We start from the raw sequence: 15,885 nt of genomic DNA, 5'->3' as shown, positions 1-15,885 counted from the left end.
ATGGATGAAAAGCAGTGGATTACTATAATTCCTTGAACCTACTTCTCTATCCCAGCCCTACATCCAGGATCATCATGACTGTAAATCCCAACATGAATCCCAAAACTGCCAAATCAGTATACTTGTCCCGCTGCGTTTCGGGAATAACTTCTTCTACTACCACATAAATCATAGCTCCCGCTGCAAATGAAAGCGCATAAGGCAACACATTTTGCATATGAATGACGGCAACAGCACCCAAAACCCCGGCAATAGGTTCCACAACGGCGGATAACTGACCATACCAAAAGCTCTTTCTACGGCTTACCCCTTGTCTTCTCAATGGAACTGCGACAGCCAATCCCTCAGGGAAATTCTGGATCCCAATTCCAATGGCCAAAGCTACTGCAGCGGAAATACTAGCACCTTCCATGCCATTGGCAGCTGCACCAAAAAGAATGCCTACTGCGAGACCTTCGGGAATATTGTGTAGCGTGATCGCTAAAAGTAATAAGGTGGATCTGTGCCATTTTGTAGCGACTCCCTCCGTTTCTTCTTTTTTGAAATTGATGTGGAGGTGAGGTAAGAGTTTGTCCAAACCAAATATGAAATATCCTCCCAAAAGAAAGCCTATCGCAGCAGGTAACCAAGGCATGGTTGGAAACATTTTTTCAGAATGCTTGATACTGGGTGCCAATAATGACCAAAAACTCGCCGCAATCATCACCCCACCTGTAAATCCAAGCATGGTATCAAATACAGCTCTGTTGATGGTTTTAAAGAAAAAAACAAGAGAAGCTCCCAAGGCAGTCATCAACCATGTAAAAAGGGTCGCAAAAAGTGCAGCCTTCACGGGACCAAGCTCAGTAGCTATAATTTCAATCTGTTCTATCATTTTCAAAGGATTGATTAAAAATATCCGGTAATTTGGATTAAAGATACTATGAATATCGGCTTTTTTTGCGGGTTATATCTCTTATCTAAGTGATTATCCCCCCGCTTTGATATAAATCCAACCTTGTTCCTGCTTGATTACCAACTCCAGTATTGCAGAGGGCACAAAAGACGCCAATGATAAAAACTCTTCCTTTTTCAATTTTCTTTGCTTCAGGGTATTTTCACAGACCACAAAATCGACTCCTTTGTCCACAAGATTTTCCAAGTCATTTGAAAATGAGTTGTTATCTTTTTTTAAAAGGTCAACACCCATGCCATGAGTGACGACCTCAATTTTTGAATTGGGGGCAGCTGCCAAAACATTGTTAAGCTGTCTGAGAAACTTGGAATGGGTTTCGGGATTTCCATCTGTAATTTGGAAAATAATCCTGTGTTCGGCTTCTGAACTTACTTGTGCTTTGACTGCAAATACAGTAAGCAATAAGAGGATGAATAGTGTTGAGGCTCTCATTTTTTTAAGGCAATCTAAGTTTTTATACTAATATTTTAAAGGGATTTGAGTCATCTCATCGAATTTCTTCAAAAATTCCCGATTAAAGAAAGAATGAAATTCCTGCCTGGTGCAGCTACTCCCGAGCTGTATGAACGATACCTGACATCTGTAATATTCTCAAAACCCAAGCTAAGCGATATGTTTTCATGCATATTGAAGATGCCTTTCAAATTCAGTGTGGCCCATGAAGGGCTGTAAGGATTTCCGTTTTCATCGATGGCATAAAGTTCCGGTTTTCCTCTTTCTTCCAATGGCAATTGATCGAATGTAAATCTTCCTGAATACTCCGCAAAGAGCTGTATTTTATACTTATTCTGTTTGTACTCCAATCTGCTTACCCCAAATGTTGGTGGGGCATGTCGAGAGGGGCTTTGAGAACCATCTTCCACTTCCTCTATTCCTTTTTGAATATTCAATCTCGAAGAAAATGTAAGTTGAAAAGGGAGCTTGATTTCCAATGCCGCCTGAAGACCGATTATCCTTACAAATGAAGCATTTACCAAAGATAGCACCCGGCTCAACTCTCCATCATACAGGATGCTGTCCTGACCGTTGAGGGTAAATTCTCTCCTGACTAAGGCATTGTCCAAGAGTGTATAATAGGAAGTAAGGTCAACCATGATTTTGTCGTTGAAGACCTTACCAACATTAAGCTCCAAGTTGTAAGCATATTCTGCCTGAAGTTCGGGGTTTGGGACCATGACTGTACCTGGTTCTGTATCGAATACTTTACCGATATCATCTACATTTGGGGCTCTGAAACCTGTGGATGCACTTATATGCATGGTCCAGGAATCTGTAGGATGGTAAACCCATCCTGTACTTGCCGTGAAGGCTCCTTCCTCATTGCTGCTTTGATCAAATGGAAAAGGGTAGAATTCCGTATTGTTTCTAAAATCAGCATCTAGTCCGAACCGATTGTACCGCATGCCAACCTGAAGCATTGATTTTGGTGATACTTTCTGCTGATAGGTACTGTAAATGGCATAGGAATTCCATTTAGAATTAGGGTATCGTGCAGGACCTTGCTTTGATTCACCTGTTTGGATGTTTTCATCTAACCCGATAGAAGTGACATCATTGAAGATCCATTCCAATCCATACAATAAGGTAGTTTGATGGCTGAATTTTTTTCGAAAATCAAGATTCATAGAATAAGCGTTGACTTCTTCAACCCTTGTCCTCTTGGTTATGTCGTTGAAATTCCTGTCTATGCGGCTTTCTTCAAATTTTTGGTGGGCAAGATTTATCGACATTTCATCGAATAAGTTACTATTTGAAGAATGGGAAACTTTCAAGTGGTTCATCATCCAGATTTGGGGACCATATTTCCATTCGGCACTTCTTGGCAGTCCATCGGGACGAAATCTGATCAACCTGTCATATCTTGAGAAAGTGGAGGTTTCGGAGTAATGAAATGCATAGATAAAATCCCATTTTTTATCTGGTGAAAACCGGACCTTTTGCAAAATGTTAAATTGCTCATATCCAGTAGGATTTTGAATTCTTGGGTTGCTGTTTTCCACCACGATATCCTGACCCTCTTGAACTTCCACGTATACAGGCCTGAGGAATTCATCAGGTCCCCGACTTCCCATTTTCAATTCCCCAAATCTATTTCTGCTTACACTTGTAACTCCTGCCCATTTATTACCACCGTATTTCACATGAACATGTCCGGTTTTTTCTTCATTTGCTGTATTGGCGCGGATTATGGCAGAACCAGTTGCAGTAGGACTACCCTCTAGAATGGGTTGAAGGGTTTGAAAACTCATAACTGCCCCTATAGCATCGCTGCCGTAAATGATAGATCCAGGGCCAAAGAAAACCTCTGTACTTTCTGTGGCAAAAGGATCAAGAGAGATGACATTGTGTAAGTTACCGCTTCGGAAAATAGCAGTATTCATTCTCACGCCATCTACGGTATATAACAGCCTGTTGCTAGAAAACCCTCGAATCATTGGACTACCACCTCCCTGTTGGCTTTTTTGAATGAATACTTCACCTGAAATTCCCAATAAATCAGCTGCAGTCTGTGGGTTAAGAAGTTCTCTTTCTTCGGTTGAAATGGTTGTGATCCGAGCTGGTATTTCCTGCCTGGATTGGCTCCAGCGTGTGGCTGAAACAACTGCTTGTTGCAGATTAATGGTATTGGGAGCCAAGGCGATGGAATACCCCAAATCCAAGAGTTCGTTAAAGCTTTTACTAACGCTTCTATAGCCAAAAAGTCGGATGTCAATTTGCTCCGAACCAATGAAGTCCTTGATATCCACTTTACCTGCTGTATCCGTATAGCTGAATTTTTTTGATTTTTGGTCTATGATAGTTACCAGTTCCAGTGGTTTATTGGTTTCAACATCAAGTACCGTCAAGACTTGCCCAAAAGAAATCGTGACTAAATTGAACATGATGACCATTAAAAAACATCTTCTCATTTCCCAGATTCAGTGAATGCAATAATTCGTTGGAAATTTAGTCAACTTTTATTCAATTTTAGGAAGGGTTTTATGTAAGGTGATTTTTAATCGCTCAAACGAAAAAATACCCCTATGAATTCATAGAGGTACTAGTTTGTTTTTTTGATGTGAAATCTGAGAAAGGATGGTAACTTTTTTTCAATAGGATATTTGTTTATCGGTAGAAAATGGATAAACACATTTATTTTTTCAATTAAGCCCGACCTCTCAGCATCATATCCCAATACATTTTGGGCAAAACATATTTTTTCAACAGCCACATGCTGTATTGTTCTTTGGAGGTATCCACAAAGGTAGAAATCAAAGGATCACTGTCCCGGACATTGTTATATTTAAACTCCGCCAACACCATCTTGCTGTATCCTGTAACCAATGGACAAGAAGAATATCCTTCGTACTTAAGATCTCCTGATTTTTGGTTTTTGATAAAGTGTAGTAGGTTTCCAACTAAGACAGGAGCTTGTTTTCTGATGGCAGCACCGGTCTTGGCAGTAGGAAGTGCTGCAACATCTCCCAAAGAGAAAATATTCGGAAAACGGAGATGTTGCAAAGTATTGATGTCTACATCAACCCATCCCTTGTTTGGACCTTCTTTGAGAGAAACTGTTGAATTTCTAACAAAATCAGGAGCTTGCTGAGGTGGGGCTAAATGCAACATGTCATATTTGATGACAATTTCAGAATCACCGGTAAGCTGCTCTCCTACCTTATCAACCAATGTCTCTGCACATTGCGCGAAGTTTTCATGGGTGTATTTAAAGGTGATTTCCTGCTTTTTTGAATCAATTTTTACAGGTGCATAAAATGTTTTAAGAACAATATCCCTATCTATTATAATTTTATTCAGCGTCTTGGCAAATTCCGGAACTCCGAAGATAACAGTTCCCGGTGTCGCAAAGACTACATTGGTCTTGTCCCTAACCCCGGATTTTCTGAAATATTCCTCAGACATGTACATGATTTTTTGTGGGGCTCCTCCGCATTTGATCGGGGTGGTAGGTTGAGTGAAGACAGCGTTTCCACCCTTAAAGTTCTGTAAGATCTTCCATGTCTTTTCGGGATCAATATAATTGCTGCATACGGTGTCAGTCTTAAGGGCTTCAGTAAGGCCTGGCAGTAATTCTGGGGCCATAATCAACCCGGGCGCCAGTACCAAGTGGTCATAGGTTATTGAGCCTGAGTTTTTGGTTTTGACTGTATTTGATTCAGGGATTAATTCAGTGGCCTTATCCTTAATCCAATTTACCCCTTTAGGAATATACTTCTCTTCAGATCTTTCTGTATCTGAAAACTTATAAGTCCCTGCACCAACTAACGTCCAAGCAGGTTGATAGTAATGCTTTTCGGAAGGCTCGAGTATAGCAATCTGAAGATTTTTGTCTTTGCGTCGAAGCTGGGCGGCTACGGTAATGCCGGCTGTACCGCCTCCGATGATCAATATTTGATAGTGGCTCATGGTCTTTTGGTTTATTTTTATTGATGATAAATTTAATTGGATTGTAACTAACATAAGGTGATATTCATCACATTCCATAAAAAATCCCCTAACCTTTACAGACTAGGGGATGTTTTTTTGTCAAAAGACCTTTTCTGATTCAATGCCTCAACAATAATTAATTATTCACCTCTCCGGGCTTATCTATATCGATATCAAAATTGATCAATTCAGGTTCAATTTCCAATAATTCGGGAGCTTGATCCTCTGTTACTGTTCCTCTTTCGATCAACTCGGCGATCATATCCATTTGCCTTCCCATATCCAAGCCGTCCTTATGCGCCTGTTGGAATTGACTCAACAATTCTTCATCCGAGATTTCAGCATATCTAGATCTCCTGTTTTCCTTCAAAAGTTTTTTCTTTTCTTCTAGGAGTGCTTGCTTTCTCTCAGCATAATTTGCTTCCAAGGACTCTATGAATTCTTCTGAAAGTGCAGTTTCATAAAAGGGAGTTTCATCAATGGCTAACTTTTCCATGCTGCCATCAGTATGTACTACGGTGATTTTCCCTTCCTCTTCCATCATATATTCATCACCTGTTTCGACATCCACTATTTTTTCACCTTCGTAGATATATCTTTCTTCTACTGATTTTTCACTCGAACATGCACTCATCAAGACAATGCTCAATGTGATTATCATTAACTTTTTCATAATTTTATTTGGTTTATTTTCAATATAAATTTTTATTTTCTTTTTTGAGCCAATCTTTAAATACCTTTTTTGCTTCATTTTGTGAAATTTGCTCGAAGGGAATTTTTCTCTTTTCTAAAGGAAGTTCAATTTCCTGATAAATGAAATCATCATCAAAGCCTATTTCAGCTGCATCTTTTTTGGAATTGGCATAGAAAACCTTGGAGGGTCTAGCCCAATAAATGGCTCCAAGACACATCGGGCAGGGCTCGCAAGAGGTGTAAAGCTCACAATCCTCAAGTTGGAAATGCCCAAGGTTTTTACATGCATCTCGGATGGCTACCATTTCTGCATGGGCAGTAGGATCATTGGTCAAGGATACAGAATTGGATCCTTTTCCAATCACTTTTCCATTTTTAACAATCACGCATCCGAATGGCCCACCTTTACCCTGATCCATTCCATCGCGGGAAAGTTCAATGGCCATTTTCATAAAGAATTCACGGTTTTGTTCCATTCATCTAATTTGTCAACAAAAATGACTTCACAATAATTCGTCAAATTTACAACTATTCTGGTAGATTATTACGGCACAAACATCGGAATTGATTCAAAAAAATGTTGATTTTGATATTTAATTTTAAAAAATTGGAAATAATATTGAAATTATTCTTTAAATGGAAATAGGTTGAGTTTATCCCACCCATCTGTTCAGGAATTCCAAGAAATTGTCTTTGTAATTTTCACTCACTGAGATATTTGCATCCCCAATATTCACAGTATTTCTTGATATGGAGTTAATATGATCAAGATTGATAATGAAAGACCTGTGGACACGCATGAACTTGTCAGTTGGAAGCATTTCTTCCATACTTTTCATACTGGTCAGAGAAAGTAAGGGATTTGGTTTGTCAGCCAAATGTACTTTTACATAATCTTTATATGCTTCTATATAGGCAATATCTTTGAGTATCACTTTGACCAAAGAATACTCCACCTTCAGAAAAATATATTCTGAGGGCTTTTCATTTTCTTTTTTATCCGCTTGTTGCTTTGATTGGTTTTCGTAAAACTGGTATGCTTTGGTAGAAGCTTTTAGAAATTCCTCGTAGCTAAAAGGCTTCAACAAATAATCAAGCGCATCAACTTTATATCCCTCAATGGCAAACTGATTGTAAGCTGTTGAAAAAATTATCTTTGGCTTTTTCATACTGTTTTTGCCATCAATGATCCTTGCAAGCTCCATGCCCGATAGGTCGGGCATCTGAATGTCTAAAAAAATGAGGTCAACGTCATGCTGATTGAGGTGCCCTAATGCCTGAATGGCGTTATCAAACTTGGCTTCCAATGTCAGAAAAGATGTCTGTTCTATAAACTTGGAGACAAGTTCCAAGGCCAAGGGTTCATCATCAACAGCAATGCATTTGAGTTTCATTTGAGATCAATATTCAGGTATACTTTATATTGGTTTTCTGGATTGTCTTTGTCAAAAGTCAATTGAAATTTATTGGGATAAAGGAGCTCAAGCCTTCTCATGGTATTGACTAAACCAATTCCACTGGATTTTCCTTCTGGTGTATTCTCGGAAGAGTTGAAAATTGTGTTTTGAGTTTCTAAAGTCAATTTATTGTTTTGTTTTTTCAGAGAGATAACAATTTCGCTTTCTTTTTGGGAACTGATGCCATGCTTGAAGCAATTTTCAATAAATGGAAGCAACAACATCGGGGCTATTTCCGCTTCTTCAATTTTATCAGGAATTTCAATATTTAGTTTGACCCGTGAAGAAAGTCTCATTTCCATCAATTCGATGAAATCCTTGAGGAAGTCCAATTCCTTAGAAAGCAGGGTGTGGTTTTTTTCTGTTTCATAAAGCACATAGCGCATCATTCGGCTCAACTTGAGAAGGGCTCTCTTGGCCTTCTCCACATCGATATTGGTCAGCGCATAGATATTATTTAAGGTATTAAAAAAGAAATGAGGGTTAATCTGAGCTTTGAGGTAAGTCAATTCTGAATTGACCTGCTCTTCCATAAGCTTGAGCCTGAGTTGTTCATCAGCCTGCCATTTTTGTACAGCTGCAATGCTGGTACTAATACCTACTGCCATAAAAAATATTAACAGCTGTGAAATGTCCCAATAGAAATTACGTGGTCTTGGGGAATAAGGCACATTAGGTCTGAAGGCTTTATGCATGAGCTCCTGCATATTTGTCCAGTCGTCATACATAATCAATAACCCCACATATGCGAGACCTGCAACGAAATTGATGATAAGGAAAAGTGAGATTTTGTTATTGAAAAGAATCCTTGGGATTAAGTAAAGAAAATTAAAATAAAATATACCTATTAATAATGAAAAGTTGATGCCTTGTTTGAGCCAAAAGACATTTGGCCTTTCAACACCTGCCGACAATGGGGAGAGGACAAAGATGACGCATCCAAACAAAGCCCATCCCAAAACATGGATAAGCAGAGGGATATTTTTCTTGATTGCATTCTCTCGCATAGCATTTAAATTAGGCAATTTTTATGTAAACTAAAATAAAGTTTTGCTTGCAAGCCACTAGAATCTACCAATAACACGATATCATCGGCGAAATGGCGAATTTTATAGATAAAATATTGTCTTTGTTATAAACAAACCTATTCGTCAGGTGTTTTACCATATTGGTCGAGGGATGTGTATCACTGGTCTATTTGATTTTTTTATGTTTTATTCTTGCTATTCCTTTGTTGCTGTAAACTGTCCAACATTACCACATTATCACAAAAGAAATTATGAAAACGCTTATCCAATTTTTATTTGCAAGTTTGATTCTCCTCACTGGGATTCAGACTGTGAATGCTCAAAATACCGAAGATGATAAACCGGTATACAAAATCACAGGTAAAATCATCGAGAAAGGAAATGATACTCCGGTGGCTTATGCCGCAGTCGCTCTAATAGATGTGGAATCTCAAAAGAGCATTGTAGGCTCAATTGCTGACTTTGATGGTGTATTTATTATAACAGGTTTTGGTACCGGAACATATCAGGTACAGGTAACTTTTATGGGTTTTCAGACCTTCGATTCTCCAATTATTCAGGTAACTGAACAGAACAGCAATATCAACCTTGACATTATTTCTCTTGAAACAGAAGCAGTGGCCTTGCAAGAGGTAACAGTGATTGGTCAAAGAGACCTGATTGAGGAAAAAGTAGATAGGACTATTTATAATGCTGAAAATGATAAAACCCTTATCGGAGGAGATGCTGCCGATGTGATGAGAAGGGTACCGATGCTTTCTGTGGATTTGGATGGTAATGTTTCAATGAGGGGTAGTTCAAATATCCTGGTGTTGATCAACGGAAAGCAGTCTGCTATCGTAGCATCCAATGTAGCTGATGCTTTAAAGCAAATACCTGCTGAAGAAATCAAAGCCATTGAAGTGATCACTTCCCCATCTGCCAAATATGATGCAGAAGGTACGGGTGGTGTCATCAATATCGTTACGAAAAAGAATAATCTTCAAGGAGCATCTTTGAACATCAATAGCAGTGCAGGATTCAGAGGTTCTAATTTAGGATTAAATGCCAGTTTGAAAAAGGGTAAAATGGCTTGGACTCTTGGTGGCTTTGGAAGGGCCGGTTACAACATCCTGGGTTCTTTTGAAAATCAACAATATATCACCAATGCGGATGGAGCTATATTAAATATCAGGCAAACAGCTGATACCAGGAATAGAATGATGTTTGGTAGATATAACCTTGGATGGGATTTTGAAATAGACAAGTTCAATTTTCTTACCTCTTCGTTAAGTTTTGGAGTCCGGAATATGAGAAACAATCAGGACGGATTGTTGACAGAGACTTTCTTTGAAGATGTTTTGATCAATTCCTTGTTAAGGGATGTCAATGTGGCAAATCTTTCCAATAATGTGGATTTCAATTTCAATTATACCAGGACTTATGAGAAGCCGATGAAAGAATTCAGTGTTTCGGCATTATACAGTCAAAATAATCTGACCAATGATTTCATCAATAGTCTTTATAACGGAACTTTTGATGATATAGTAAGCAGGGTTAAAAACAATAATGCGGGCATCAACCAAGAATTTACCATTCAGTTGGATTATGTGACTCCAATAGGAACAGGTAAAAATCAGATTTTGGAATATGGTGCAAAAAACATCCTAAGAAAAGCAGTCTCTGATTTTGCATACTTCGAGGCGGAGGGTGCTGACGGTGAATTCGTAGAAAATCCTGATGTCAGATTTTCAAATGAATTCAGTTATGATCAAAATGTAACCGCAGCATACGCCTCGCTTACTACAAGTATCCTTGAAAAATATTCATTGAAGGCAGGTATGAGGTACGAATATACCAATATCTCCGCAGATTTCAGGAACTCTGAAATGGCCGCAGATATCCCATCTTTTGGCCTTTGGGTTCCAAGTGTAAACCTGAGCCGTAAATTGGCCAAAGGAAATATGATCAAAGCTGCCTACAACAGAAGGGTGCAAAGACCATCTTTAAACTTCTTGAATCCAAATATCAATGCTGCTAACCCGCAGCAGATAAGCCAAGGGAATCCTTTGTTGGATCCTGAATTGACAGATAACTATGAAATGTCGTATAGCACCTTCTTTAAAGGCTCATCTTTGAACTTCACCTCTTATTTCAGAAATACATCAGGGTCTATTCAGCCTGTAAGAACCGTACTGGATGACGATATCATCTTTACAACTTTTGAAAACATCGGACAAGAAAAAGCCTACGGGTTCTCTATCTTCTCAAATGTGAACTTATCAGGTAAATTCTCCTTAAATGGAAGTGTTGATGGTTATTATGCGAGATTGGATAATGGACTTGATGATCCATTATATGCAGCCTCTAACGAAGGCTTTGTTTTGAGCGGAAGGCTTTTTGCCAACTACTCCCTTCCTAATAACTGGCAAATTCAGAGTTTTACTTTTGCAAGGGGCAGACAGGTTCAGTTACAGGGTACAGCAGGTGGCTTTGGTGTCTATGGACTTAACCTGAACAAGCAATTCAATGAAAAAAGAGGGAGTATAGGATTTGGTGCGGAGAACTTTTTTACTAAAGAATTTACCATCAGGAATGAGTTGTACACACCAACCATTATGCAGCAAAGTACTATTGGTTTAAGAAATATGAATTTCAAAGTCAATTTCTCCTATAGAATTGGAAAGTTGACCATGGAACCTTCCAGAAGGAAAAAAAGAGGAGTTTCCAATGACGATTTGAAAGAAGGATCTGAAAGCGGCGCCGGTGCCGTCATGAATAACAACTAAGACGGTTTAGTTGATTGGGTAATAGTTATAAAAAAACCACATGGATTACCACGTGGTTTTTTCTGATATACTTTTTTGACCAACTAGCTTTCAGGGCTTAGTCCCTCAGTCAATTAAATTCATTTATTTTATTTATACATTACCTGCTTTACAGCATCCAGTGTTCTTTTCACATTTGGTAAAGTTGCATCTATATAGGTAGGAGCATAACTCAAAGGAATATCCATCGAGTTTACCCTTATAACAGGAGCGTCCAAATAATCAAAAGCATTTCTTTGGAGATGATAGGTGATTTCGGATGAAATTGCTGCTAAAGGATTAGCTTCCTCTACGACCACACATCTATTGGTTTTTTTAACGGATTCAACTACAGCCGCATAATCAATTGGTCTGACAGTTCTTAAATCTATCACCTCTGCTTCAATCCCATCTTTTGCCAATTCTTCAGCAGCTTCCAATGCTACTTTCATCATTTTACCAAAAGACACAATGGTAACATCTTTACCTTTTCTTTTAATATCAGCTACTCCGATTGGTAAAAGATATTCCGCTTCGGGAACTTCACCCTTATCGCCGTACATCAATTCTGATTCCATATATATGACAGGGTCATTATCTCTGATAGAAGCTTTTAAAAGGCCCTTGGCATCATATGGATTGGATGGGACTACTACTTTTAGACCAGGGGTATTGGCAAACCAATTTTCAAAGTTTGAAGAGTGGGTTGCACCAAGTTGTCCTGCATTTCCGGTAGCACCTCTGAATACAATTGGGACATTATAGGCACCTCCTGACATTGCGAGCATTTTTGCTGCAGAATTCACTATCTGATCAATAGCTACCAGCGAAAAGTTGAAGGTCATGAACTCGATGATGGGTCTCAATCCGTTCATCGCAGCCCCTACACCTAAACCGGCAAATCCAAGCTCTGCTATTGGTGTATCAATGACACGATCGGGGCCAAACTCATCCAACATACCTTGGGATACCTTGTAGGCACCGTTATATTCTGCCACCTCTTCACCCATGAGAAACACGTTTTTATCGCGTCTCATTTCCTCTGACATGGCTTCTCTTAAAGCTTCTCTATACTGAATTACTCTCATTGTTTGAACAATATTTTCGATGGTAAAAATAGGAAGGAATCCCTCAATTCCAAAACTACCTTTGGTGAATGGCCTGTTATTTTTATTTTGGTTTTATAAAAGTAGAATTGGTTTTTCTTGAGTTTTTACTTTTCAGGGACTTTAATAGGCTTACCCTTTTCCATCCAATTATTAAGTCCACCTTCCAGCATGTAAACATTTTTAAATCCCATTTCCATCATTTTTTCAGTGGCAGGTATTGTCCTTTTGGCCGAACGGCAGTATACATAATAGGTCCTTCTTTTATTTAATTTGCTGATTTCCTGTTCAAAATCTCCTCCCAGAAAATCAATAAATGTAGCACCATCAATGTGACCTTCTGCTGTTTCGTCAGGTGTTCTGATATCAAGGATTACATTCTTTTTTTTCTTTTTAGACTGCACCTCAAATTCTGAGGGAGTCAATTTTGGGGCACCATCCTGTGCAAACAGCTGTTGCGTGGGGCTTACCAAGCTAAGGAAAAACAGTAAAGTCAAAATTTTAGTTACAGGATTCATTATCTAGACAGTTTATTTTTATAATAAATTATATATTTCTTTACCACAAAACTAATCAATAAAACTATCTGAAATGATAAAAATAGGATTGATCTCTGATTCTCATGGCTATATCGATCAAAAAGTCATTGATTATTTGCAAGATGTGGATGAGGTTTGGCATGCGGGTGATATTGGAGATTTAAGAGTTGTGGAAAATCTTCCCAGAGATAAAGCAAGAAGAATTGTGACGGGGAATATTGATGACCAAATGGCAAGGCAATCTTTTCCGGAAGAAATTTGGGTAGAAATTGAAGGGCTAAAGGTTGGAATTATCCATATAGCCGGAAAACCCCCGCGTTATGCCAAAGGAATCAAGGAAAAGATCAGGGAAAATAACCTACAGTTACTGGTCTGTGGTCATTCCCATATTTGCAAAGTGGAATATGATAAGTCAATAAACTGTCTTTATATGAATCCCGGTGCTATCGGGCAACATGGGTTTCATGCGATGAGAACCATGCTGTTGTTTGAAATCCACAATGCAAAAGTCCAAAATTTAAGAGTTGTCGAATTGGGAAAAAGAGGGGTTTGATTCGAATTGACATCTATTTAAAGAATAGCGAACCTTCAATACAAACTAGGCTAAAGAACAGGTGGGTTGAATAAACTCAAAATAAAAAAGACAACGTCATTACGTTGCCTTTTCTATTTCTTGCCAAAGAGTGGTCTTGAATTATTTTTCAAAGGATTTTTTCAGTTCTTCGATATCTACATTTTTGATTACCGGCTTGGCACTCAATTGTTTGATTTTTATAACTCTTGTCTTCTGACCTTGTCTCTTTCTTCTCAATTTTCTTTTTAAAGTAGTAACAGCCATCGTCTTATCTGTTTATATTGTCTCAAATGAGGTGCAAAATTAAAATAAAATTTTGATTTTACTTAACTTTGGCCAAAATTAAAAATAAAACATGTCTGTTCAGAAACCAAGCCTGCCAAAAGGAACGAGAGATTTTGGGCCATTACAGATGGCTAGAAGAAATTTTATTTTGGAAACTATCAAGGATACTTTTAAGCTTTTTGGGTTTCAGCAATTAGAAACACCGGCCATGGAAAACCTAAGTACCTTAACAGGAAAATATGGTGATGAGGGAGATCAGTTGCTGTTTAAGATTTTAAACAGTGGAAATTTTCTAAAGAATTTGGAGGGGGGAGATGTTGAATCAGGTACTTCTATGGTTCTTCCAAAGCTGTCCGAAAAAGGCCTACGATATGACCTGACCGTTCCTTTTGCAAGATATGTCGTAATGAATCGAAATGACATTACTTTTCCATTCAAAAGATTTCAGATCCAACCTGTTTGGAGGGCTGATAGACCTCAGAGAGGAAGGTACAGGGAGTTTTATCAATGTGATGCGGATGTAGTGGGTACTGACAGCTTGGTCTGTGAACTCGAAATCCTGCTCATGATCAAAAGGGTATTTGCGAATCTGGGCATTACAGATTACAGTATTAAAATAAATAACCGGAAAATACTTACTGGGTTGTCTGAAGTAATTGGCGAAAAGGGCAGAGAGGGTGAATTGTGCGTGGCGATTGATAAATTGGACAAAATAGGTTGGGAAAAAGTGCAGGAGGAATTGTTGCAGAGGAATTTTGAACAAACCGCCATTGAGAAATTGGAGCCTGTCATCCACCTGAAGCAATCCAATCAAGAAAAACTTGAATTTTTGAAGGATTTTTTATCTGCCTCAGATATCGGCCTAAAAGGCTTACAAGAATTAGAGGAAGTATTTGATCTGTTGCAGACTTATGGAGAAAATGAAGAACATGTTGATTTCGATGTGGTATTGGCAAGAGGATTGAGCTATTATACAGGAGCGATTTTTGAAGTGAAGGTCAACAATGTATCTATTGGTTCGGTCAGTGGTGGCGGCAGGTATGATGATCTTACTGGAGTATTTGGCCTTGATGGTGTTTCCGGGGTTGGTTTTTCCTTTGGTGTGGACAGGCTTTACGATGTCATGGATGAATTAGGTATTTTTCCGGAAGAAAACTTCGATAGAACCAAGGTTTTAATCACCCATTTCGATGAGAAAGGTTTTGATTATGGTCTAAAAGTCTTGAATAAATTGAGAACCAATGGGGTAATTTCAGAACTTTTTCCTGAAATCACCAAAATCAAAAAACAGTTTTCTTATGCGGATAAAAAAGGGATTCCTTATGTGATAGTGCTTGGAGATGATGAAATCAATAAAGGTATGATCAGCTTAAAAAACCTTGCTACCGGTCAGCAGGATTCAATGCATCTTGAAGAAGCTATTGATAAAATTGTATAAAGCGCTTATATATTGAATTAGAAGGATAGTCTTTTTTTGACAGTCCTCATAATTTTAGTCAATTTCCAGAATGGAATTGATGGGTATATAGGTATTGCACTTGAGTGAAACAAATTGGTTGCCCACCGCCCATACTGTGGTATTTACTTGGTATATTTTTTCATCTGCGGTTTCAAAAGTGATATTTACTTTACTCCTTAAAAGGTTACCCAATGCCTGCGCTCTCATCAAATCAAAATTTCGTTTTCTGCGCGCCATTTCGTCCTCTAAAACTTCTTTTTTGCAGAATTTCAAATCTATGATTTGTTCCTTGCTGATTTTTTCTACGAGTTTCATAAATACCTTAAGTTTAGGATGTTGTTGTTTAATTAAAGAATTCGAAATTCATTGAAAAATGTTTCATAATATACATAAAATTTTATAATGATTTATATATAAAAAATATTATTTTGACCTTTGTTCTTTTAAAAGAAAATCATTGGAACGATTGAATCCCATTTATTTTCTATTTAAGGCATACGGAAAAATCTGTTAGCCTTTTTAGTGATTTATTTGAAGCTTTTGGGGTTTGGTGGATTTTAAGTCTACCGGTATTT

General features: G+C 38.2%; 15 protein-coding genes. 3 read left to right on the top strand and 12 right to left on the bottom strand.

Features of this window, described 5'->3' with window-relative positions:
- Positions 1 to 46: 46 nt before the first annotated feature.
- The 8 genes from HMJ38_RS12650 to HMJ38_RS12615 form a co-directional block, all read right to left on the bottom strand.
- Complete coding sequence (locus HMJ38_RS12650; RefSeq protein WP_194974769.1) at positions 47 to 874, bottom strand: ZIP family metal transporter; 828 nt, start codon at positions 872 to 874, stop codon at positions 47 to 49.
- 93 nt (positions 875 to 967) lie between these two features.
- Positions 968 to 1,387: a DsrE family protein gene (locus HMJ38_RS12645; RefSeq protein ID WP_194974768.1), complete on the bottom strand. Its 420-nt coding sequence runs from the start codon at positions 1,385 to 1,387 to the stop codon at positions 968 to 970.
- Positions 1,388 to 1,455: 68 nt separating this feature from the next.
- The gene (locus HMJ38_RS12640; RefSeq protein ID WP_228780033.1) at positions 1,456 to 3,837 is read right to left on the bottom strand and encodes a TonB-dependent receptor; all 2,382 of its coding nucleotides are present in this window, start codon (positions 3,835 to 3,837) and stop codon (positions 1,456 to 1,458) included.
- A gap of 262 nt (positions 3,838 to 4,099) precedes the next feature.
- Positions 4,100 to 5,362 carry an NAD(P)/FAD-dependent oxidoreductase gene (locus HMJ38_RS12635; RefSeq protein ID WP_194974766.1) on the bottom strand — a complete coding sequence of 421 codons (1,263 nt, stop codon included), beginning with the start codon at positions 5,360 to 5,362 and terminating at the stop codon, positions 4,100 to 4,102.
- 157 nt (positions 5,363 to 5,519) lie between these two features.
- On the bottom strand, positions 5,520 to 6,056 hold the full coding sequence (locus HMJ38_RS12630) for a hypothetical protein (protein WP_194974765.1): 537 nt from the start codon (positions 6,054 to 6,056) through the stop codon (positions 5,520 to 5,522).
- 19 nt (positions 6,057 to 6,075) lie between these two features.
- Positions 6,076 to 6,552 carry a nucleoside deaminase gene (locus tag HMJ38_RS12625; RefSeq protein ID WP_194974764.1) on the bottom strand — a complete coding sequence of 159 codons (477 nt, stop codon included), beginning with the start codon at positions 6,550 to 6,552 and terminating at the stop codon, positions 6,076 to 6,078.
- 177 nt (positions 6,553 to 6,729) lie between these two features.
- Complete coding sequence (locus HMJ38_RS12620) at positions 6,730 to 7,470, bottom strand: LytR/AlgR family response regulator transcription factor (protein WP_194974763.1); 741 nt, start codon at positions 7,468 to 7,470, stop codon at positions 6,730 to 6,732.
- Positions 7,467 to 8,540: a sensor histidine kinase gene (locus HMJ38_RS12615; protein WP_194974762.1), complete on the bottom strand. Its 1,074-nt coding sequence runs from the start codon at positions 8,538 to 8,540 to the stop codon at positions 7,467 to 7,469. The genes HMJ38_RS12620 and HMJ38_RS12615 overlap by 4 nt, the downstream gene beginning before the upstream one ends.
- 272 nt (positions 8,541 to 8,812) lie before the next feature.
- Between HMJ38_RS12615 and HMJ38_RS12610 the strand changes: the two genes are divergently transcribed.
- Complete coding sequence (locus tag HMJ38_RS12610) at positions 8,813 to 11,329, top strand: outer membrane beta-barrel family protein (protein WP_194974761.1); 2,517 nt, start codon at positions 8,813 to 8,815, stop codon at positions 11,327 to 11,329.
- Between the two features lie 128 nt (positions 11,330 to 11,457).
- On the opposite strand, the gene HMJ38_RS12605 is transcribed toward HMJ38_RS12610, so the two are convergent.
- Together HMJ38_RS12605 and HMJ38_RS12600 are read right to left on the bottom strand one after the other, a co-directional pair.
- Positions 11,458 to 12,435, bottom strand: a complete 978-nt coding sequence (locus HMJ38_RS12605; RefSeq protein WP_194974760.1) for a pyruvate dehydrogenase complex E1 component subunit beta — start codon at positions 12,433 to 12,435, stop codon at positions 11,458 to 11,460.
- Positions 12,436 to 12,560: 125 nt separating this feature from the next.
- On the bottom strand, positions 12,561 to 12,971 hold the full coding sequence (locus HMJ38_RS12600; RefSeq protein WP_194974759.1) for a rhodanese-like domain-containing protein: 411 nt from the start codon (positions 12,969 to 12,971) through the stop codon (positions 12,561 to 12,563).
- A gap of 73 nt (positions 12,972 to 13,044) precedes the next feature.
- Between HMJ38_RS12600 and HMJ38_RS12595 the strand changes: the two genes are divergently transcribed.
- A complete protein-coding gene (locus HMJ38_RS12595; protein WP_194974758.1) occupies positions 13,045 to 13,545 on the top strand; it encodes a metallophosphoesterase family protein in 501 nt (166 codons plus the stop codon).
- A gap of 141 nt (positions 13,546 to 13,686) precedes the next feature.
- Here HMJ38_RS12595 and HMJ38_RS12590 read toward each other — a convergent pair whose 3' ends face one another.
- Positions 13,687 to 13,830, bottom strand: coding sequence for a hypothetical protein (locus HMJ38_RS12590; RefSeq protein WP_194974757.1), 144 nt, complete (start codon positions 13,828 to 13,830; stop codon positions 13,687 to 13,689).
- Positions 13,831 to 13,921: 91 nt separating this feature from the next.
- Here HMJ38_RS12590 and hisS point away from each other — a divergent pair, with 91 nt between their 5' ends.
- A complete protein-coding gene (hisS, locus tag HMJ38_RS12585; RefSeq protein ID WP_194974756.1) occupies positions 13,922 to 15,289 on the top strand; it encodes a histidine--tRNA ligase in 1,368 nt (455 codons plus the stop codon).
- Between the two features lie 54 nt (positions 15,290 to 15,343).
- On the opposite strand, the gene HMJ38_RS12580 is transcribed toward hisS, so the two are convergent.
- Positions 15,344 to 15,625 (bottom strand): hypothetical protein, encoded by a 282-nt coding sequence (locus tag HMJ38_RS12580; protein ID WP_194974755.1) that lies wholly within the window; start codon positions 15,623 to 15,625, stop codon positions 15,344 to 15,346.
- Between the last annotated feature and the right edge of the window lie 260 nt (positions 15,626 to 15,885).

Origin of the sequence: Aquiflexum lacus, from assembly GCF_015476655.1 — a bacterium.
GTDB lineage: Bacteria > Bacteroidota > Bacteroidia > Cytophagales > Cyclobacteriaceae > Aquiflexum > Aquiflexum lacus.
Note: the sequence above shows the minus strand (reverse complement) of the source record. Positions and strands in the feature narration are given on the sequence as shown.

Coding starts and splice junctions, on each gene's coding strand:
- HMJ38_RS12650 (WP_194974769.1), bottom strand. CDS start 874: ATGATAGAACAGATTGAAATTATAGCTACTGAGCTTGGTCCCGTGAAG.
- HMJ38_RS12645 (WP_194974768.1), bottom strand. CDS start 1,387: ATGAGAGCCTCAACACTATTCATCCTCTTATTGCTTACTGTATTTGCA.
- HMJ38_RS12640 (WP_228780033.1), bottom strand. CDS start 3,837: ATGTTCAATTTAGTCACGATTTCTTTTGGGCAAGTCTTGACGGTACTT.
- HMJ38_RS12635 (WP_194974766.1), bottom strand. CDS start 5,362: ATGAGCCACTATCAAATATTGATCATCGGAGGCGGTACAGCCGGCATT.
- HMJ38_RS12630 (WP_194974765.1), bottom strand. CDS start 6,056: ATGAAAAAGTTAATGATAATCACATTGAGCATTGTCTTGATGAGTGCA.
- HMJ38_RS12625 (WP_194974764.1), bottom strand. CDS start 6,552: ATGGAACAAAACCGTGAATTCTTTATGAAAATGGCCATTGAACTTTCC.
- HMJ38_RS12620 (WP_194974763.1), bottom strand. CDS start 7,470: ATGAAACTCAAATGCATTGCTGTTGATGATGAACCCTTGGCCTTGGAA.
- HMJ38_RS12615 (WP_194974762.1), bottom strand. CDS start 8,540: ATGCGAGAGAATGCAATCAAGAAAAATATCCCTCTGCTTATCCATGTT.
- HMJ38_RS12610 (WP_194974761.1), top strand. CDS start 8,813: ATGAAAACGCTTATCCAATTTTTATTTGCAAGTTTGATTCTCCTCACT.
- HMJ38_RS12605 (WP_194974760.1), bottom strand. CDS start 12,435: ATGAGAGTAATTCAGTATAGAGAAGCTTTAAGAGAAGCCATGTCAGAG.
- HMJ38_RS12600 (WP_194974759.1), bottom strand. CDS start 12,971: ATGAATCCTGTAACTAAAATTTTGACTTTACTGTTTTTCCTTAGCTTG.
- HMJ38_RS12595 (WP_194974758.1), top strand. CDS start 13,045: ATGATAAAAATAGGATTGATCTCTGATTCTCATGGCTATATCGATCAA.
- HMJ38_RS12590 (WP_194974757.1), bottom strand. CDS start 13,830: ATGGCTGTTACTACTTTAAAAAGAAAATTGAGAAGAAAGAGACAAGGT.
- hisS (WP_194974756.1), top strand. CDS start 13,922: ATGTCTGTTCAGAAACCAAGCCTGCCAAAAGGAACGAGAGATTTTGGG.
- HMJ38_RS12580 (WP_194974755.1), bottom strand. CDS start 15,625: ATGAAACTCGTAGAAAAAATCAGCAAGGAACAAATCATAGATTTGAAA.